The sequence below is a fragment of the Streptomyces sp. 8N114 genome (assembly GCF_052245835.1).
In the GTDB taxonomy this organism is placed as follows: domain Bacteria; phylum Actinomycetota; class Actinomycetes; order Streptomycetales; family Streptomycetaceae; genus Streptomyces.
Genome location: NZ_JBQQBT010000038.1, coordinates 1 through 16,987, shown reverse-complemented (window position 1 = coordinate 16,987; position 16,987 = coordinate 1). Strand labels below are relative to the sequence as shown.

18 protein-coding genes are annotated in these 16,987 nt (G+C 70.4%); 8 read left to right on the top strand and 10 right to left on the bottom strand.

Annotation, left to right across the window (positions count from 1 at the left end):
* Nucleotides 1-92: 92 nt before the first annotated feature.
* Complete coding sequence (locus tag ACTWQF_RS35290; RefSeq protein ID WP_443283854.1) at nucleotides 93-593, top strand: hypothetical protein; 501 nt, start codon at nucleotides 93-95, stop codon at nucleotides 591-593.
* Nucleotides 594-600: 7 nt separating this feature from the next.
* Here ACTWQF_RS35290 and ACTWQF_RS35285 read toward each other — a convergent pair whose 3' ends face one another.
* From ACTWQF_RS35285 to ACTWQF_RS35275, 3 genes are all read right to left on the bottom strand, one after another.
* Nucleotides 601-1,074, bottom strand: a complete 474-nt coding sequence (locus ACTWQF_RS35285) for an SRPBCC family protein (RefSeq protein WP_443283853.1) — start codon at nucleotides 1,072-1,074, stop codon at nucleotides 601-603.
* A 9-nt stretch (nucleotides 1,075-1,083) separates the two neighbouring features.
* A complete protein-coding gene (locus ACTWQF_RS35280) occupies nucleotides 1,084-3,930 on the bottom strand; it encodes an FAD-binding and (Fe-S)-binding domain-containing protein (RefSeq protein ID WP_443283852.1) in 2,847 nt (948 codons plus the stop codon).
* 150 nt (nucleotides 3,931-4,080) lie between these two features.
* Entirely contained in the window at nucleotides 4,081-4,452 is a 372-nt protein-coding gene (locus ACTWQF_RS35275; protein WP_443283851.1) for an MmcQ/YjbR family DNA-binding protein, read from the bottom strand.
* A gap of 104 nt (nucleotides 4,453-4,556) precedes the next feature.
* Between ACTWQF_RS35275 and serC the strand changes: the two genes are divergently transcribed.
* On the top strand, nucleotides 4,557-5,675 hold the full coding sequence (gene serC / locus ACTWQF_RS35270; RefSeq protein WP_443283850.1) for a phosphoserine transaminase: 1,119 nt from the start codon (nucleotides 4,557-4,559) through the stop codon (nucleotides 5,673-5,675).
* A gap of 123 nt (nucleotides 5,676-5,798) precedes the next feature.
* Here serC and ACTWQF_RS35265 read toward each other — a convergent pair whose 3' ends face one another.
* Together ACTWQF_RS35265 and ACTWQF_RS35260 are read right to left on the bottom strand one after the other, a co-directional pair.
* Nucleotides 5,799-6,641: an ABC transporter permease gene (locus ACTWQF_RS35265; RefSeq protein WP_443283849.1), complete on the bottom strand. Its 843-nt coding sequence runs from the start codon at nucleotides 6,639-6,641 to the stop codon at nucleotides 5,799-5,801.
* Entirely contained in the window at nucleotides 6,638-7,648 is a 1,011-nt protein-coding gene (locus tag ACTWQF_RS35260; protein ID WP_443283848.1) for an ATP-binding cassette domain-containing protein, read from the bottom strand. The genes ACTWQF_RS35265 and ACTWQF_RS35260 overlap by 4 nt, the downstream gene beginning before the upstream one ends.
* A 96-nt stretch (nucleotides 7,649-7,744) precedes the next feature.
* On the opposite strand from ACTWQF_RS35260, the gene ACTWQF_RS35255 reads away from it, so the two are divergent.
* Complete coding sequence (locus tag ACTWQF_RS35255) at nucleotides 7,745-8,545, top strand: TetR/AcrR family transcriptional regulator (protein WP_443283847.1); 801 nt, start codon at nucleotides 7,745-7,747, stop codon at nucleotides 8,543-8,545.
* Nucleotides 8,546-8,667: 122 nt separating this feature from the next.
* Here ACTWQF_RS35255 and ACTWQF_RS35250 read toward each other — a convergent pair whose 3' ends face one another.
* Nucleotides 8,668-8,997: a hypothetical protein gene (locus tag ACTWQF_RS35250; RefSeq protein ID WP_443283846.1), complete on the bottom strand. Its 330-nt coding sequence runs from the start codon at nucleotides 8,995-8,997 to the stop codon at nucleotides 8,668-8,670.
* Nucleotides 8,994-9,188 (bottom strand): hypothetical protein, encoded by a 195-nt coding sequence (locus tag ACTWQF_RS35245; RefSeq protein WP_443283845.1) that lies wholly within the window; start codon nucleotides 9,186-9,188, stop codon nucleotides 8,994-8,996. The genes ACTWQF_RS35250 and ACTWQF_RS35245 overlap by 4 nt, the downstream gene beginning before the upstream one ends.
* Nucleotides 9,189-9,386: 198 nt before the next feature.
* Here ACTWQF_RS35245 and ACTWQF_RS35240 point away from each other — a divergent pair, with 198 nt between their 5' ends.
* Nucleotides 9,387-10,226: a DUF5753 domain-containing protein gene (locus ACTWQF_RS35240; protein ID WP_443283844.1), complete on the top strand. Its 840-nt coding sequence runs from the start codon at nucleotides 9,387-9,389 to the stop codon at nucleotides 10,224-10,226.
* Nucleotides 10,210-10,425: a DUF397 domain-containing protein gene (locus tag ACTWQF_RS35235; protein ID WP_443283843.1), complete on the top strand. Its 216-nt coding sequence runs from the start codon at nucleotides 10,210-10,212 to the stop codon at nucleotides 10,423-10,425. The genes ACTWQF_RS35240 and ACTWQF_RS35235 overlap by 17 nt, the downstream gene beginning before the upstream one ends.
* 40 nt (nucleotides 10,426-10,465) lie before the next feature.
* On the opposite strand, the gene ACTWQF_RS35230 is transcribed toward ACTWQF_RS35235, so the two are convergent.
* Both ACTWQF_RS35230 and ACTWQF_RS35225 read right to left on the bottom strand, forming a co-directional pair.
* Nucleotides 10,466-11,776 carry a SigE family RNA polymerase sigma factor gene (locus ACTWQF_RS35230; protein WP_443283842.1) on the bottom strand — a complete coding sequence of 437 codons (1,311 nt, stop codon included), beginning with the start codon at nucleotides 11,774-11,776 and terminating at the stop codon, nucleotides 10,466-10,468.
* A gap of 174 nt (nucleotides 11,777-11,950) precedes the next feature.
* Nucleotides 11,951-12,979, bottom strand: a complete 1,029-nt coding sequence (locus ACTWQF_RS35225) for a hypothetical protein (protein ID WP_443283841.1) — start codon at nucleotides 12,977-12,979, stop codon at nucleotides 11,951-11,953.
* A 58-nt stretch (nucleotides 12,980-13,037) separates the two neighbouring features.
* On the opposite strand from ACTWQF_RS35225, the gene ACTWQF_RS35220 reads away from it, so the two are divergent.
* The 3 genes from ACTWQF_RS35220 (at nucleotide 13,038) to ACTWQF_RS35210 (ending at nucleotide 16,101) form a co-directional block, all read left to right on the top strand.
* Nucleotides 13,038-13,748, top strand: a complete 711-nt coding sequence (locus ACTWQF_RS35220) for a GDSL-type esterase/lipase family protein (RefSeq protein WP_443283840.1) — start codon at nucleotides 13,038-13,040, stop codon at nucleotides 13,746-13,748.
* Nucleotides 13,749-14,255: 507 nt separating this feature from the next.
* On the top strand, nucleotides 14,256-14,813 hold the full coding sequence (locus tag ACTWQF_RS35215; RefSeq protein WP_443283839.1) for a TetR-like C-terminal domain-containing protein: 558 nt from the start codon (nucleotides 14,256-14,258) through the stop codon (nucleotides 14,811-14,813).
* A gap of 289 nt (nucleotides 14,814-15,102) precedes the next feature.
* Nucleotides 15,103-16,101: an aldo/keto reductase gene (locus tag ACTWQF_RS35210; protein WP_443283838.1), complete on the top strand. Its 999-nt coding sequence runs from the start codon at nucleotides 15,103-15,105 to the stop codon at nucleotides 16,099-16,101.
* Between the two features lie 177 nt (nucleotides 16,102-16,278).
* Here the strand turns inward: ACTWQF_RS35210 and thpR are convergent, their stop codons facing one another.
* On the bottom strand, nucleotides 16,279-16,875 hold the full coding sequence (gene thpR / locus ACTWQF_RS35205; RefSeq protein ID WP_443283837.1) for an RNA 2',3'-cyclic phosphodiesterase: 597 nt from the start codon (nucleotides 16,873-16,875) through the stop codon (nucleotides 16,279-16,281).
* Between the last annotated feature and the right edge of the window lie 112 nt (nucleotides 16,876-16,987).

The window sequence follows — 16,987 nt, the reverse complement described above, 5'->3', positions numbered from 1 at the left end:
GGCAGGACACCGAGACTGACAGCCAAGGCAAAAACAAGCAAGCGTGCTTGCATTACTTCCTGCCCGGCCGGGGAGCGGGGAACATGGGTTCTATGACCAGACTCGAGGATCAGAAGGCGTTGCAGGCACTGGCCGAGGGGTACCACGCCCGTGCTGTACGCCCGTTGGGCTGCTCGGAGATTGCCGGGCACCTGGTGAAGGCGTACGCGATCGAGGCGCCCGGACGATCGGTGACGGAGCAGGACGCACAGACCGGGCGGCGCATCGCGGGCGAGCATCTGGCGTCGGCCCGGCTGCGCGGCTCCGCGGGGCTGTCCGTGCTGTTGTTCCATGCGGGCGGGGACGGTGACTACGTGCTGGTGCACACCTGGATCGAGGGGCACATGTCCGACCTCGCGGTGTTCACCGGGCCTGCCGGGGAGCCGGACCAGCTGCGGCCCGGCCGGTCGGGGCTCGCCCCGTGCGTATGGGAGGCGGCGGTGCTGGCCCACGAGCGGGACGCGTTCAGCCGGCACGTACTGGACGGGACCGGACCCCTCGAAGAGCGGCTGGCCGCATGGCGCGGGGACGTGCTCGAAGGAGAGGTCCGGTGACCGGGGCCTAGGGTGCGTCGGTGCCCTCCAACAGGGCCTTGGCGCCGCGGATCTCGCGTTCCATGTCGGGCCGCAGGGTGCGGCGCAGGACCGGCTCGGCCAGGTGGCGGAGGAGCGGGGCGAAGCCCATCTCGATCGTCCGTACCACCCGCGTGGTGTCGTCGTCCTCCGGCGTGCAGACGAAGCTCGCCGCGAAGGTGGAGACGCGCCGCACAAGGCGGTTGTGCGGCGCGGGCGCGTAGCGGACGTGGACGGCCTTCCCCGGGGTGAGCCGCATCCGGGAGATCACCTTCGGCGCCGGGCTGGGAAGGCCCGGCAGCCGCGAACGGAACTTGAACTCGGTGACGTTCTCCTCCCGGCGCACCCAGTCGATGGCCCCCAGCTTGGCGTCGATCCCGGCGTACCGCTCCGGGTCCATCACCAGGGCCAGGAACGCGTCGGGCGTGCACCGTACGGTCTGCTCCACAGTCACTCGGATCATAGGCCGCTCCTACCCCAGCCCCTCCGCCAGCACCTCCGCCAGATGCCGGCTCTTGTAGCCGCCGAGCTGGTCCATCTGGGTGCGGCAGGAGTAGCCGTCCGCGAGGATCTCCGTGCCCGGTCCGGCGGCTCGCAGGGCCGGCAGCAGCTGGTCCTCGGCGCAGGCGGCGGAGACCTCGTAGTGGCCCTTCTCGAAGCCGAAGTTGCCGGCCAGACCGCAGCAGCCGCCGCTGAGGGTGCCGGTGAGGCCCGCCCGGTCACGCAGCCGGCGCTCGGCGGCGTCGCCGATGACGGCGTGCTGGTGACAGTGGGTCTGACCGGCGACCGGGCGGTCGATACGGGGCGGCTCCCAGTCGGGGGCCTGCTCTTCCAGGGTCTGCGCGAAGGTGCGGACGGCCTTGGCGAGCCGCCCCGCGCGGGGGTCGTCGCTCAGCAGCTCGGGGACGTCCGTTCGGAGCGCCGCGGCGCACGGCGGCTCCAGTACGGCGACCGGCAGGCCCGCGTCGAGGGCCGGCTCCATCACATCGAGGGTGCGGCGCATCACCGTACGGGCCCGGTCGAGCTGACCCGTGGAGACATAGGTGAGACCGCAGCACACCTGCTTCGGCGGTACGACGGGACGCAGGCCCGCGTCCTGGAAGACCTGCACCGCCGCCGACCCGGCCTCCGGGGAGAGGTAGTTGGTGAAGGTGTCCGGCCACAGGACCACCGGCTTGCCGTCGGCGGCGGAGCGGCCGGGCTGCTTGCGCCACCAGTGGGTGAACGGGGTACGGGGCAGCGCCGGAATGTCCCGTTCGGGGGCCAGCCCGCCCAGCCGCTTGGCGAGCGCGGCCAGCGGGGGCATTTTGGCGCCCGCGTTCAGCAGCGGCACCGTACGGGTGGCGGCGGCCAGCCGCAGCCAGCGCGGCAGCCAGCCCATCGAGTAGTGGGCCATCGGGCGGCGCTTGCCCGGGTTCTCGGCGTCGCCCTCGTAGTAGTGGTGCATAAACTCCGCCTTGTAGGTGGCCATGTCCACACCCACGGGACAGTCGCTGCGGCAGCCCTTGCACGACAGACACAGATCGAGCGCGTCGTGCACCTCCTCGGACTGCCAGCCGTCGGTGACGACTTCCCCGGCGAGCATCTCGTGCAGCAGCCGGGCGCGCCCGCGCGTGGAGTGCTTCTCCTCGCCGGTGGCGCGGAAGGACGGACACATGACGCTCGCCCCGGCCGTCTCGTTGCGGCACTTGGCGACACCCACGCAACGGCGTACCGCGGCGGAGAAGTCGCCGCCGTCGTGCGGGTAGCCGAACTCCACGTCGACCGGCTTGCGCGGCAGCGGCGCGAAGCGCAGGTTGGCGTCCAGCGGGTCGGGCCGCACGAGCACACCGGGGTTGAGGCCGTCGGCCGGGTCCCACAGGTCCTTGAACCGGCCGAAGAGACCGACCATTTCCTCGCCGTACATCCGCGTCAGCAGCTCGGCGCGGGCCAGGCCGTCACCGTGTTCGCCGGAGAGGGAGCCGCCGTGCGCGACGACGACATCGGCGAGCGCCACGGAGAAGTCCCGGAACTTCGCGATCCCCGCCTCGCCCAGCAGGTCGAAGTCGATCCGTACGTGGATGCAGCCGTCCCCGAAGTGCCCGTAGGGGAGCCCGCGCAGCCCGTACTCGCGCAGCAGCTTGCGGAAGTCCCGCAGATAGGCGCCGAGTCGGGGCGGGGGTACGGCGCAGTCCTCCCAGCCGGGCCACGCCTCCGCCCCGTCCGGCATGCGGGTTGCCGTGCCGGAGGCGTCCTCGCGGACCCGCCACAGGGCGCGCTGCCCGGCCGGTTCGGTGACCAGCGCGTGGTCGGTGGTGCCTTCGCGGGCCGCCCGGCACAGCTCCTCGGCGTTGGCCCTGGCCTGCGCCGCGTCGTCGCCGCCGACCTCCACGAACAGCCAGGCGCCGCCCTTGGGGAGGGAGGCCCGCGCGGCGTCGCCGACCAGGTCGTTGGCCATGCCTTCGACGGTCAGCGGTTGGTGTCGGAGCAGCCCGGCAGCCGCCTCGGCCGCCGCGGACTCGTCCGCATATCCGAGTACGGCCAGCACCCGGGCGCCCGGCGTGGGCACCAGCTTGACGGTGGCGCGGGTGAGCACGCCCAGGGTGCCCTCACTGCCGGTGAAGGCGCGGGCCCAGTCCTCGCCCTTCTCGGGGAGGAGCTCGTCCAGGGCGTAGCCGGAGATTCTGCGGGGCAGTTCGGGGAACCCGGTGCGCAGCCGGGCCAGTTCGCCCTGTACGAGGGAGGAGACGCCGCTGCGCAGCCGCTCGGGGACGCCTTCGCCGCCCCGCCCGAGCCGGGCCCGCTCGCCGCCGTAGGTGAGGACTTCCAGCTCGTGCACGTTGTCGGCGGTGGTGCCCCAGGCGACCGAGTGGGAGCCGCAGGAGTTGTTGCCGATCATCCCGCCGAGCGTGCAGCGGGCATGGGTGGAGGGGTCGGGCCCGAAGGTGAGCCCGAAGGCTCCGGCGGCGTTGCGCAGGTCGTCCAGGATGACGCCGGGGCGTACGACGGCGGTGCGGCTGTCGGGGTCCAGATGCTCGATGGTGCGCTGGTGCCGGGTGAAGTCCAGCACCACACCGAGCCCGGTGGCCTGCCCGGCGATGGAGGTCCCGGCCCCGCGCGCCACCACGGGGACGCCCCTCTCACGGCAGACGGCCAGCACGGCCGCCACATCGTCGTCGTCCCTCGGTGCCACCACGCCCAGCGGCACCCGCCGGTAGTTGGAGGCGTCCATCGTCATCAGTGCTCTGTCCTGGGCCCCGAACTCCACCGCGCCGCCGCGCACCGCTGCGCGCAGCGCCCGTTCCAGCTCCCGTGCGTCTGCCCTACGTGCGTCTCCCATGCGCACAGCGTGCATGCTCACCCGGGCCGTTGGCTGCCCCTGCGCGATCTTTCGTGTCTGTGGTCCGCATCACCCCGCCGATCGGCCGACGATCAGCTGCCGATCGGCCGCCGGCAAGCGTCCTACCTGCGGAGAGACCGTCTGTACGACTCAGTCCGCGTACGGGTCCGGCACCGTGAACGTCTCCAGCAGCCGGGGTGGCGCGGCCTGCTGCCAGGAGTCGACGACGATGTCCCGCAGCTCCGTCATGTCCTCCAGCGCCACCAGCCGCGCCCGCACCCAGTTCGAGCCGGCCTCGTGCGGCGGCACCCAGAACTTCTCCGGCTCGGCTGCGATCAGCTCTCCCCGTTCCAGGCGCGGGCAGCGCACCGCGAACGAGGACTCGTCGTCCGGCATGGTGAGGAACATCTTCCCCGCCACCCGGAAGGTCGGCATGGACCACGCCTCCACCTCCTTGGTCTCGGGAAGCGCGAGGGCGAGGCGCCGTACGTCGTCAGGACCGGGTCTGCGACCTGCTGTCATACGCCCAGCTTAGGAGCCCCGACCGACACTCACCTTGTCCACCGTTCGTCTCAGGCGCTGGACAGCTGCGGGAACGCGCGAGGCGGCGGCACTAGGCTGGCCCCGTGGCTGATCTCCAGATTCCCGCTGACCTCAAGCCCGCCGACGGCCGTTTCGGCTCGGGCCCCAGCAAGGTGCGTCCGGAGGCGCTCAGCGCCCTGGCTGCGACCGGTACCTCTCTCATGGGCACCTCCCACCGGCAGGCGCCCGTCAAAAACCTGGTCGGAAAGGTGCGCGAAGGCGTACGGAGCCTCTTCTCGCTGCCCGAGGGGTACGAGGTCGTGCTCGGCAACGGCGGCTCCACCGCTTTCTGGGACGTGGCGACCCACGGCCTGATCGAGAACAGGTCGCAGCACCTGTCCTTCGGCGAGTTCTCCTCCAAGTTCGCCAAGGCCGCCGAGCAGGCGCCGTGGCTGGGCGAGCCCAGCGTCATCCAGAGCGACCCGGGCACCCACCCCGAGGCGCGCGGCGAGCAGGGCGTCGACGCCTACGCGCTGACCCACAACGAGACCTCGACCGGCGTCGCCATGCCGCTGCGGCGCGTGCCGGGCTCCGACGACGGGGCACTCGTCCTGGTGGACGCCACCTCCGGCGCCGGCGGGCTGCCGGTCGACATCGCCGAGACGGATGTCTACTACTTCGCGCCGCAGAAGTCCTTCGCGGCCGACGGCGGGCTGTGGATCGCGGTCTTCTCCCCCGCGGCGATCGAGCGCGCGGAGCGGATCGCCGCCTCGGACCGGCACATCCCGGCGTTCTTCGACCTGCACACCGCGATCGACAACTCGCGCAAGAACCAGACGTACAACACCCCGGCGCTGGCCACGCTCTTCCTGCTCAACGACCAGCTGGAGTGGCTCAACGGCCAGGGCGGCCTGGACTGGGCCGTCTCCCGTACCGCCGACTCCTCCTCCCGGCTCTACGGCTGGGCGGAGAAGGCGTCCTACGCGACCCCGTTCGTCACCGACCCGGAGCAGCGCTCGCAGGTCGTGGGCACCATCGACTTCGCCGACGGCGTGGACGCTGCCGCTGTGGCCAAGGTGTTGCGGGCCAACGGGGTCGTCGACACGGAGCCGTACCGGAAGCTGGGCCGCAACCAGTTGCGGGTCGCGATGTTCCCGGCAGTGGAGCCGGCGGACGTCGAAGCGCTGACCTCTTGCATCGACTGGGTGATCGAGCGCCTCTGAGCTGATGAGGGGGTGCCCCTGTCCCTCGTCCGCAGGCTGCGGGTGCCTCGTGGTTGATCGCGCCCACGCGGCGGAGCCGCACATGTACAAAGCCCCGCGCCCCTTTCGGGGCGCGGGGTTCAGTCATCTGCTGAGGTTCTGGAACCTGCGTACGGCCAGCGGAAGGAAGAGGGCCGTCAGCGCCAGCGGCCACACCACCGCCATCAGCACCGAGTGCTCCTCGATCCAGCTGCCCCCGGTCGGCAGAGGGTTGCCGTACAGCTCGCGTACCGCGTTCGCGGTGGCCGAGACGGGGTTCCACATGGCGACGGTGCCCAGCCAGTCCGGCATCGCCGAGGGCGGGGTGAAGACGCTGGAGACCATGCCGAAGGGGAAGGCGACGGCGAACAGGTTGCCCGCCGACTCCTGGTTCTTGGCGAGCAGGCCGAGCAGCACGCCGATCCAGATGAGCGCGAAGCGCAGCAGGAGCAGCAGCACGAACGCCCAGAGCGTGTTGAGCAGGCTGCCGTCCGAACGCCAGCCGATGATCAGGGCGATCGCCGCCATCACGGCGAGGTCGAGCGCCGCGTGCAGTACGTCGGAGACACCGCGCCCGGTGACCACAGCGGAGGGCGCCATCGGCATGGAACGGAAGCGGTCGGTGACGCCGCGCTCCTTGTCCACGACGACGGCCATCGCCGTGTTCATGAAGCCGAACGCCATGGTCATGGCGAACATGCCGGGCATCGCGTAGTCCTTGTAATCCACCCCCTTGCCGACGTCCATCCCACTGCCGAAGACATAGACGAACAGCAGTACGGACACGATGGGGAAGCCGAGCTGCCAGGCGATGATGGACGGCTGTTTCACCAGGTGGGTCAGGTCGCGGCGGACGATCGTCCAGCAATCGGCGACCGCCCAGTACAGCCGCCGCCCTTCGCCCTGCCGCTCCGCGGACTGCTGCTCTGCGATCTGCACGGCGCTCATACGGTGACCTCCACGTGCTCCGCGCTCTCCTGCTGCTCGGTGCGGTTCCCGGTCAGGGCCAGGAAGACCTCGTCCAGCGTGGGGCGGCGCAGGCCGATGTCGGCCACCACCACACCCTCGTCCTGGAGGCCGCGCGCCACCTCGGTGAGCGCCGGCACACCTGCGGAGACGGGTGCGTGGGCGCGGAGTTCGGCGGTGTCGGTCTCCGGCTCGGCTCCCTCCGCGACCCGCGCCACGGCGGCCACGACGGCGGGCAGATCGCGGGCCTCGGCGGCGACGACCTCGATCCGGTCGCCGCCGATCGCCCGCTTGAGCCCGGCCGGGGTGTCCTCGGTGACGTTGCGGCCCCGGTCGATGACGGCGATCCGGTCGGAGAGCTTGTCCGCCTCGTCCAGGTAATGGGTCGTCAGTACGACGGTTGTGCCCTGCTCGGTCAGCCCGCGCACCGCGTCCCACACCTCGCTGCGGCCGCGGGGGTCGAGCCCGGTGGTCGGCTCGTCCAGGAAGAGCACCTCAGGCGCCAGGATCATGCTGGAGGCCAGATCGAGCCGGCGCCGCATACCGCCGCTGAAGTCTTGCGGCTGTTTGTCGGCCGCCTCGGTGAGCCCGAACTGGTCGAGCAGTTCGGCTGCCCGGCGCCGGGCGCGGGCCGCGCCCAGGTGGAAGAGGCGGCCGAACATCTCCAGGTTCTGCCGCGCCGTGATGATCTGGTCCACCGCGGCGTGCTGCCCGGTGAGACCGATCCTCCGGCGCACCGCGCGCGGATGGCGGCTCACGTCGTACCCGCCGACGGTGGCGCGGCCCCCGTCGAGCCGGATGAGGGTGGTCAGGGCGCGTACGGCGGTGGTCTTCCCCGCGCCGTTCGGGCCCAGCAGCCCGAAGACGGTGCCGCGGGGCACGGCCAGATCGAGTCCGTCGAGTGCGTGCTTGTCGCCGTAGGACTTGCGGAGCCCTTCGGCGACGACGGAGTACGGCGAGTCGGTGGTCGCCGGTTCCGGTGCGGACATACATCCCCTCCTTGAATTTGGGTACGCTGTACCCAGATAAAAAAGCGTACAGCATACGCAGAGGAGTGCAAGGGGATTTCCTAGGATGGCCACACCATGACGACCAAGAACCCCGCCGACCGCGGTGACCAGGGCAGTCACGGCGACGACGGCCACGCCCGGCTGGTCCGCAGCCTCGACCTGCTGTGGGGCCGCACCGGGCGGGACCGCCCCGCGCGCGGCCCCAAGCCTGGGCTGACGCTGACGCAGATCGTGACCACCGCCGTCGAACTCGCCGACCGCGAGGGGCTGACCGCCCTGTCCATGCGCCGGGTCGCCACCGAACTGGGCGTCGGCACCATGTCGCTGTACCGCTATGTGCCCGGCAAGGACGAACTGGTGGCCCTGATGTTCGACCATGTGCAGGGCTCACCGGACGAGTCGGAGGAGTGGCACGCCAAGAGCTGGCGGGAGCGGCTGGAGCTGATCGCCGAACAGTCGTGGGAGCTCTACACCGCCCACACCTGGCTCCTCCAGATCAACCAGGCCCGCCCCGTCCTCGGCCCCAACTCGATGGCCGACTTCGACTTCGCCCTGGCCGCACTCGACGGACTGCCGCTCAGCGGCCAGGAGAAGGTCAACGTGTTCGTCGCGCTCGACAATCTCGTACTGGGCTCCGCCCGCTCGCACGTGCTGCACCAACAGGCAGCACAGCAGACCGGGGTCAGCGACGAGGAGTTCTGGCGTACACAAGAGCCGTACCTGGTGCGCGCCATGGAAGAACAGGGGTACACCAGGATCGCGTCACTTGCCGAGGACGCGTTCGCCGCAGCCGCCGCCGACACCCTGCGCTTCGCCGTACGAGCTCTCCTGGACGGCTTCCAACGCCTGCTGGACCAGCGCACGGCGTCGCCCTGACGCCCGACCCGCGTCGAGGTTGTCCGGGGACAAGGTGCCGGGCAGGGGTGCCGAAAACGTCACCGCCTTGGGGGGTGACGCTTCAAGGGGGGCCGGGGCGGGGGCGGGGGCGTTGGACCGGCTCACAGGTAAAGCTGGCGTTTGCAGTCCTGGCAGCGGGTCTTGCCACCCCGCTTCTCGATCCGCCAGTGCTCGCACGCACCCGCCCTGTGTCCGGCCGCTTCGACTCCGTCCCGCCCGTGGGACTGGTTGCGCACCATGTGGTCGAGTTCCGCGACACAGGGACCGCACGCGTAGACGTCGCCGATCGCACCAGGAGTCCGCACCGAGCCGACCCACAGCACGCGGGCGGCCTCGCGTCGGCAGTACAACCAACACACGCCGGTGAGCCACTGGTTACCGTCATCGGGCTGCGCCGCGAGTGGCCACGCGTCGCGCCACGCCACACTCACCGCACCGCACCCTTCTCGATGACGGCCGCCAGATCGCGGGCCACGGGCGCCGAGCAGTCGCCGAGCCGCACCAGTGCATAACCGGTGTCATCGGTACGCGTCGAAGGGCGTACGTCCATCACCGGCAGTTGGATTCCCGCGTGCCGCAGCGCCACCCGGAGAGCCTCCCGCGCCCTTTCGGCTTCCCTCACTTTCCTCACCGATCGCCCTTTCTCCGCCATACCGGCCACTCCGAACGCCCCCTTTGTGCATACTCGTTGCGCGGGTCGCTACGCGCTGTACTCCAACCATCACCATCATTGCCGGGAACGTCCGCCGGACACGACTCGGCGCTGTCACCAATTACCCGCCGTTGACAGCGGGTTGATCCACGGAAAGAGGTTCGACGGATGGAGTTGAACAGCGAAGACGGCAAGCTCACGCCACGGGTTCGCCTCGGCAGGCGGCTACGGCGACTGCGGGAGCGCCAAGGGCTGTCCCTCCGCCAACTCTCCGAGCGCGTGGGCGGCTACTCCCACAGCTACCTGGGCCGCGTCGAACTGGGAGACCAACTCCCCTCCGAGGCGCTGGTCGACGCGCTGGATGAGTTCTTCGATACGGACGGAGTGCTCGCGGAGCTGTTGGAGTTGGCGCACGACACGTTGATTCCGGATTACAGCCGGAGGGCCATCCAGAAGGAGCAGGAGGCCGAACGAGTCCAGGTGTTCACCAGCAGCACTGTTCCCGGGCTTCTTCAGACGCAGGAATACGCTCGTGCACTGTTCCGGAGGTCCCTGCCGAAGGAAACCGACGAGCAAATCAGTGAGCACGTTGCCGTCCGCATGAAGCGGCAGCGGATTTTCGACCGCGAGGAACCACCTTCCTATTGGGCAATCCTGGATGAAGCGGCACTCAGGCGTCCAATTGGTGGTGTCTTGTGCATGGCCGCACAGGTGGAGCATCTGGCGCAATTCGCCACCCGCCCGCACGTGACGATGCAGGTTCTTCCCTTCGAGAAGGGGGCACACCCCATGCTCGGCGGAAGCCTGAACTTGCACACGCTGCGCGATGGCGGGACCCTTGCCGTAGTTGAGAACTTCGAGTCTGGCGAGCCGATTGAAGCTCCGAAAAAGGTCCTTGAGCTGACGCAGAAGTTTGACCTGGCCCGCTCGCTGGCTCTCACCGACGATGAATCACTCGACCTGATCCGCCGATACCTGGGGGAGTACGCAGTTGAAGACGATTCCTGACGCATCAGCTCTGTCGGCGTGGCGCAAGTCCAGCTACAGCGACAACGGGACGGGCGGCTGCATCGAGGTGTCGGACAACCACCCCAACGGCGTCCCCGTCCGCGACTCCAAGAACCCCCACGGGCCCGCGATCGTCTTCGCCGCAGCCGCCTGGACAACCTTCGTCACCGCGACGAAGCGCGGTGAGTTCGCCGCCTGAGACCGGACGCAGGCCGGAGGACCGACCGAGGGGAGGTCCATTACGGGACGCCGAGTTCGAAGAGGGCGTAGCCCGCGTACGAGCCGGAGGCCAGTGCGGCGAGGCCGAGCAGTGTGAGCTGCAGGGGCAGGGTGAGTCGGCGCAGGGCGGTGGCGAGCGGGATGAGGAGCGGGAAGGCCGGGAGCAGGTAGCGGGAGACGTTGGCGAATATCTGCTGACTGCCCAGGACGAGGACGATGGTCAGGACGGTGTGGACCACCAGCGCGGCCGGCGGTCGGCGCCGTATCAGCAGCGGGAGCAGCGCGAGGGCCAGCAGTACGGCGCCGACGCCGATGAGGTCCGCGAAGGGCCATGCGAAGAGGTAGTCGTCGCGGCCCACCGGTAGGGAGGTCAGCACGTCGAGCGTGTGTCTGCCGTAGTCGAGCGTGTGGGCCCAGGCGCCGGTCTGCAGGGTGAAGTAGCCGCCGTAGTCGCCCATTTCGTGGCCCACCCAGCCCAGGTACCCGAGCAGGCCGAGCGGGGCGAGGGCCATCGCGGCGAGGGGACGTACGACACCGTCCTGCCGTCGGCGGAGTGCGAGCAGCGCGGCCACGGCGAGGGCGGCGATCAGCGAGACGGCGGTGGGGCGGTTGAGTCCGGCGGCGCAGGCCAGGAGACCGGCGGTGAGCCACTGGCGGCGCATGACGGCGTGGCAGGCCCAGGCGGCGAGGGCGATGTAGAGGGAGTCGGAGTAGAGCGCCCACTTCACGCCCGAGCCGGGCCAGACCGCCCAGAGGCCGACTGCCGCCAACCCGGCCCGCGTGCCTGCGAGTCGGCTGGTGACGGCGTAGATGCCCAGTGCGGCGACGAACGAGGAGACGACCGAGACCAGCAGGCCGGCGCCGTACAGGCCGAGGCCGGTGACCTCGGAGACCAGCCGCATCAGCGCCGGGCACCCCAGCACCTCCGCCACCTGTCTCTCGGGCAGGTCCTGGTAGTAGCGCAGCACCACCGCGGCCCGCTGCTTCGCCGGCAACCGGCCGAGGGCGGCCTCCAGCCGGAAGCGCTCCGCCACGGTCGCGGACACATCACCCGTCGCCGCGGTCTCGGGCAGGTGCGCGACGGGGTGCTCGCCCCACCAGCGCCGCCTTGCCGAGCGTGCCGCCGCTCGCGCCATCACCTTGCGTACGTACGCCTCCGGAGCCTCCTCAGCGACCTTCGACCAGACGAACCAGAGCTTGAACAGGGACTCTTGCACCAGGTCCTCGGCGCGATGCCGATCGCCTCCGGTGAGCAGCCGAGCGAGGTGGAGCAACGCCGACCAGCGTGCCGCTACAAACTCGTCGAACTCACCGGCCCGAGCTTGCTCCATGCGCACGTCCCCGCTCCCGCCAGTTGCCTACGCAATGGGAAAGACGGTGGCATCCGCTTCGCTATGCACCCACGACGCGTGATCCGGGTCACTTCGCCGACTCGGGCAGGGAAGGGAGCAGGTTGTATACCGCCCCGGGGGGCCCGGGCGCCCAGTACGGTTACGACGACCGGCTCAGTCCCTGCGACGCCCGAACAGGCGGCGCAGGCCGAACCAGGCGATCAGGGCCGCGATGAAGGTGCCGGCGCCGAGGGTGAGGTTGCGGTTGTCTTCGTCGGACGAAGCGTTGTCGCCGCGCCCCTCGGGGGACTTGGAGTCCGACCCGGACGAATCCTTCGCGGCGGGCGGCGCCGCCTCGCCGTGCAGCTGCGCCGGGTCCACGCTGCTGCCCTCGCCCTCGGAGCCGTACATCAGCGTGCGTCCGTCGGGCGCGAAGGTCACCGACTCGCCCTGCCGGGCCAGCGGCACGGGGACGGAGCCGATCTTGACGGGCTTGCCGTCGCGCCATTTGTAGCCGAACCCGCTGAAGTACCCGCGCAGCACCAGCCGGGAGCCGTCCGGCGAGAACGCTCCGTCGGTCGCCTCGAAGTCGATCTTCGCGACGCGCGAGAAGGTGTTGACGCCGTTCGCGTTCAGCCGCTGAGGACCGGCGTAGACGCCGCCCTTGCCGTTGTCGCTCTTGCTGGCGATGTAGACGCGCCCGGTCTTGGGGTGCACCATCAGCGACTCGGCGTTCCGCGGTCCGTCGGCGTAGCGGACGGTGTAGCGGGTGGGGGTCACGGCCACGTCGCCGCGCAGGCGCTTCGGTTCGGGGAAGCGGTAGATCCACACCTCGGACCAGGAGCCGTCCAGGTTGTCGCCGATGTCGCCGACGTAGACGTTGCCGTCCGGGCCGATGGAGATCGCCTCCACGTCCCTGGGCTTGATACCGGTCAGCGTCACCCGGCAGACGGTCTTGCCGGTGCGGCTGTCGACGGCGTAGACGTACGGGCCGTCGTCGGAGTCGTTGTGCGTCCAGTAGATGCCCTGGTGGGCGCGGCTGGCGGCCAGACCGCTCGACTCGGTGATCCGGGAGTCGCGGATGGTGAACCCGTCGGGCCCGTCGGCGGCAAGGGCGGCGGGCCCGGCCGGCAGGGCCACCACCCCGCCCACGATCGCCATCGCTCCGACAGCCGTCCCGACCCAACGCGTACGCACAGACATAGGCTCCAGTGTCCAGCATCACGGTGCAGCTCAGCGCGTGATCCCCGAGGATGTGCGGATGCGCGTTCTCTTCGTCGGCGACTCCATGACGATCGGGGCTGCTGGGGGTACCCCCACCCGGCCGGAGGCTCGGGGAGATCACACCTGGCGCTACCGGATGTGGCAGCACCTGTCCCGTACCGTTCCCGAGGGCGAGACCTGGGAGATCGTCGGCCCCCGCACCGCACTGCACGAGGGCAGCCATGCCTACGCCGACCCGCGCTTCCCCGTCCACGCGCGGGGCCATCTCGCGGGCTGGGGTGCGGGGTGGCTGCACATGGCGCCGCTCATCAAGGAGACGGTGGCGACGTACCGGGCGGACACGCTGCTGGTCTCGCTCGGGCTGATAGACCTCGGTTTCTACACCGACGCCGAGCAGACGCTCGCGAACGTGGAGCTCTTCCTGGCCCAGGCACGGGCCGCCAACCCGACCGTACGCGCCGTGCTGTTGCCCGTCATTCCCAACGTCCGCGCCGCCACCGACCCCGAGTTCGCCGCCGAGTGCGCGCGGTTCAACACCCTGCTGGCCAAGGCGGTCGCGGAGCTGTCCGAGCCGCGTTCGCCGTTGCTGCTGGCCTCGGTGCCGGCGGACTGGTCGCCGGAACGGGACACCTACGACGGCACCCATCCCTCGGCCGAGGGCGAGCACCGGATGGCCGCCGCCTTCGCCGAAGCCCTGCACCAGGCGTGGGACGTGGGCGGCCCGTACCGCAGGGCACCCGCACTTTAACTGCCGCATACGCCGGCGCCGGTACGGTCGCACCGCTTCCCGCGCGGCCGGCCGCCGACGAAGCCCACAGCACGCAAGCCCCAGGAACACAAAGCCCTTAGGACCCGTCAATTCCCGCTGGACCCATGCAAATAGCGTCAGGTTCCGCCAAGTGCCGCCTAGCGCGGCAAAATCCAGCCAGGCGGCGTACCTTTCACGTCGGAACCTCGTACGGCCTGCGGCTGAGTACGTCACCAGCGGCGTCGCTGAGCCAGACTGACGCCTTGTGTGCCGCGAACGCCCCGAGTGCGGCGGTTCAGTACCGCACCGCGGGGTGCTCGCGGCATCCCCCGACTAATGCGCGTGTGCGCGCACTAAGTGCGGGGAACAGTAACCGGGACCTGAGCCTCGACGCAACGTGGAACGATGACTGCCCCACGACAGCACGGATCCGACGAACCCGACGGATCATCCCGACCGCACGGATCGACCCGGCCCGGCGGACGGACCGCACGTACCCGCACCGCCGTGCTGAAAGCAACCTGGGAGGAGCTGGGCAGCCAGGAGTTCGCCTCCATCACCATCGACCGGATCGCCCAGCGCTCGGGGGTGCACGCCGCGACGATCCGGCGCCGCTGGCGCACGGTCGAGGGCGTCATCACCGACATGCTCAGCCAGCACAGCGAGAAGATCCCGATCCCCGACGCCGGCAGTCTGCGCGCGGATCTGCACGCGGTGACGCAATCCATCGCCGAGTTCTACTCCCTGGCACGCAACCGGCGCCTCGTCGAAGCCGTCGTCACCTCCGCGGCGCGCGAGCCGGGGGCGGCGGAGGTGCTGCGGGCCGTGTTCAAGAACCGTATACAGCGGGTCTCCGTACTGCTGGAGCGGGCCGTCGAGCGGGGCGAGATCCCCGCCGACACGGACGCGGAAGAAGTCATCGCGGCCATCGGCGCACCGTTCTACTACCGGCTACTGATCACGCGCCGCCCCATCGACGCCGAACTCGCCCGCATCAGCGCCGAGTCGGCCTACCTCGGCGCCGTCGAGGGGATCTTCCGCACCAAGGGGTCCCGTCCGGACTAGGGCTTGCCGGTTGGCTTTCGCGTATCCCGCATGGGGGCGGCGCTTGCCAGCCCTCCCAAGCGCAGAGGAGACGCGCCCCGTCAGGGGCGCGGGGAACTGCTCCCCTGGGGGTACCTCCCGGCCGAAGGCTGGGGGACTCCGGCCGGGAGGTACCCCCACCAGCCATGGGGGTACCTCCCTGCTCGAAGAGCTTGGGGGAGCACCCGCAGCCTGCGAGCAACAGAAGGAGGCACCCCCTCCGCAGCGCACGGCTTGCTTCGAGTGCACTCCAGCCGCCTAGCGTGGCGGCATGGAGTACACGCAGCTCGGACGCACAGGACTGAAGGTCAGCAGGCTCGTTCTCGGCACGATGAACTTCGGGCCGCAGACGGACGAGGCGGACAGCCACGCGATCATGGACGCCGCGCTGGCGGCGGGCGTCAACTTCTTCGACACCGCCAACGCCTACGGCTGGGACCGTAACAAGGGCCGCACCGAGGAGATCATCGGCAGCTGGTTCGCCAAGGGCGAGGGGCGGCGCGACAAGACGGTGCTGGCCACCAAGGTCTACGCCGACATGTCGCCTGACGGCGAGACGCCCTGGCCCAACCACGACAAGCTCTCCGCGCTCAACATCCGCCGCTCCGTGGAAGCCAGCCTGCGCCGCCTGGGCACCGACCGCATCGACCTGTACCAGTTCCACCACATCGACCGGGCCACGCCCTGGGACGAGATCTGGCAGGCGATGGACGTACTCGTCCAGCAGGGCAAGGTGCTCTACGTCGGCTCCAGCAACCACGCCGGCTGGCACATAGCCCAGGCCAACGAGACCGCCGCACGCCGCGGCTCGCTGGGGCTGGTGAGCGAACAGTGCCTCTACAACCTCGCCGAGCGACGGGCCGAGATGGAGGTGATACCGGCTTCGGAGTCGTACGGACTCGGGATCATCCCCTGGTCCCCGCTGCACGGGGGGCTGCTGGGCGGCGCACTGCGCAAGGCCCGCGAGGGCGGCAGCAGCCGTACGGCCTCGGGGCGCGCGGCCACCGCACTGGAGGACCCGGCGGTGCGCGCGCAGGTGGAGGCGTACGAGAACCTCGTCGCGGAGCACGGCCTGGAACCCGGCGAGGTGGCCCTCGCCTGGCTGCTGTCCCGGCCGGGTGTCACAGGACCCATCGTCGGACCGCGGACGGCCGGCCAGCTCGACTCCGCGCTGCGCGCCGTCGAGCTGAAGCTCGGCGACGAACTGCTCGCCTCGCTGGACAAGATCTTCCCCGGCCCCGGACCCTCGCCTGAAGCCTTCGCCTGGTAGGCGGGCCGCCGGTTCAGCTGCTACTGCCGGTTCAGCTGCTGCCGCCGGTTCAGCTGCCGCCCAGGGCCGAGGCGAGGACGACGACGAGGAAGAGCACCACCAGCACAGCCGTCACGATGCGCATTCTGGTTTTAGCGTTCACGCCGTCAACGGTAGCCGGGGCCGGGAGCGGCTCGGTCACGGGCCCAGGGGCCAGCGCTCCAGTGGCTCGTAGTGGGGCTGCTCCCCGGGTACCGCACTCCGCGGCGGCACACTGCGGACCAGCAGCAGTTCCCCGACGGCCCAGCTGGAGCCCTGGAAGGGCTCCAGCTCGGTGACGTACGGGCGCAGGTCCACACCGGCGCTGCCGCGGCCCCGGCCCCTGGCGCGGGCCAGCGTGAGGTGCGGGTGGAACGAGGGGTGCTCGTCGGGAGGGAGCAGCCCCGCGCGGCGGCCCGCCGCGGTGGTGACCGCGGCCAGTTTTCTGAGGGCTTCGAGGTCGGTGTCCTCCTTGTGGAGGCCCGCCCACAGGGTGCGGTCACCGAAGCGGCCGGCCCCCGCGAGGCGCACCGGGACGGGGCCCTCCGCCCGCTGTGCTGCGCGGGCCAGCCGCGTTTTGAGGTCCTCCGCCTGGTCCTGGGTCACCTCTCCGTAGAAGCTCAGCGTGAAATGCCAGCTTTCGGGCTGCGTCCAACGGAGCGCTCCCGCGCCCGGGAGGTTGCGGAGTGGACCGGTGGCCCGCTCCAATTCCGTCACCGCGTGCTGCGGGGGCCACAAGGCTGCGAACAGTCTCATGGGCGCAGCCTGCCATGGGTGTGTGCGGTTCGTCGGCGTCTGCGGACTGCTTTGCCCACCCTGCGCCCCTGGCGCAGACTGCCCAAAGCAGGGTTGTGTCCCCCCCCCCCCC

Bases quoted from the DNA above. Each gene is read 5' to 3' on its own strand.
- ACTWQF_RS35220 (WP_443283840.1), top strand. From the start codon at position 13,038: ATGCGCGTTCTCTTCGTCGGCGACTCCATGACGATCGGGGCTGCTGGG.
- ACTWQF_RS35240 (WP_443283844.1), top strand. From the start codon at position 9,387: ATGGAGTTGAACAGCGAAGACGGCAAGCTCACGCCACGGGTTCGCCTC.
- ACTWQF_RS35285 (WP_443283853.1), bottom strand. From the start codon at position 1,074: ATGATCCGAGTGACTGTGGAGCAGACCGTACGGTGCACGCCCGACGCG.
- ACTWQF_RS35230 (WP_443283842.1), bottom strand. From the start codon at position 11,776: ATGGAGCAAGCTCGGGCCGGTGAGTTCGACGAGTTTGTAGCGGCACGC.
- ACTWQF_RS35255 (WP_443283847.1), top strand. From the start codon at position 7,745: ATGACGACCAAGAACCCCGCCGACCGCGGTGACCAGGGCAGTCACGGC.
- ACTWQF_RS35275 (WP_443283851.1), bottom strand. From the start codon at position 4,452: ATGACAGCAGGTCGCAGACCCGGTCCTGACGACGTACGGCGCCTCGCC.
- ACTWQF_RS35290 (WP_443283854.1), top strand. From the start codon at position 93: ATGACCAGACTCGAGGATCAGAAGGCGTTGCAGGCACTGGCCGAGGGG.
- ACTWQF_RS35210 (WP_443283838.1), top strand. From the start codon at position 15,103: ATGGAGTACACGCAGCTCGGACGCACAGGACTGAAGGTCAGCAGGCTC.
- thpR (WP_443283837.1), bottom strand. From the start codon at position 16,875: ATGAGACTGTTCGCAGCCTTGTGGCCCCCGCAGCACGCGGTGACGGAA.
- ACTWQF_RS35260 (WP_443283848.1), bottom strand. From the start codon at position 7,648: ATGTCCGCACCGGAACCGGCGACCACCGACTCGCCGTACTCCGTCGTC.
- ACTWQF_RS35225 (WP_443283841.1), bottom strand. From the start codon at position 12,979: ATGTCTGTGCGTACGCGTTGGGTCGGGACGGCTGTCGGAGCGATGGCG.
- ACTWQF_RS35280 (WP_443283852.1), bottom strand. From the start codon at position 3,930: ATGGGAGACGCACGTAGGGCAGACGCACGGGAGCTGGAACGGGCGCTG.
- ACTWQF_RS35265 (WP_443283849.1), bottom strand. From the start codon at position 6,641: ATGAGCGCCGTGCAGATCGCAGAGCAGCAGTCCGCGGAGCGGCAGGGC.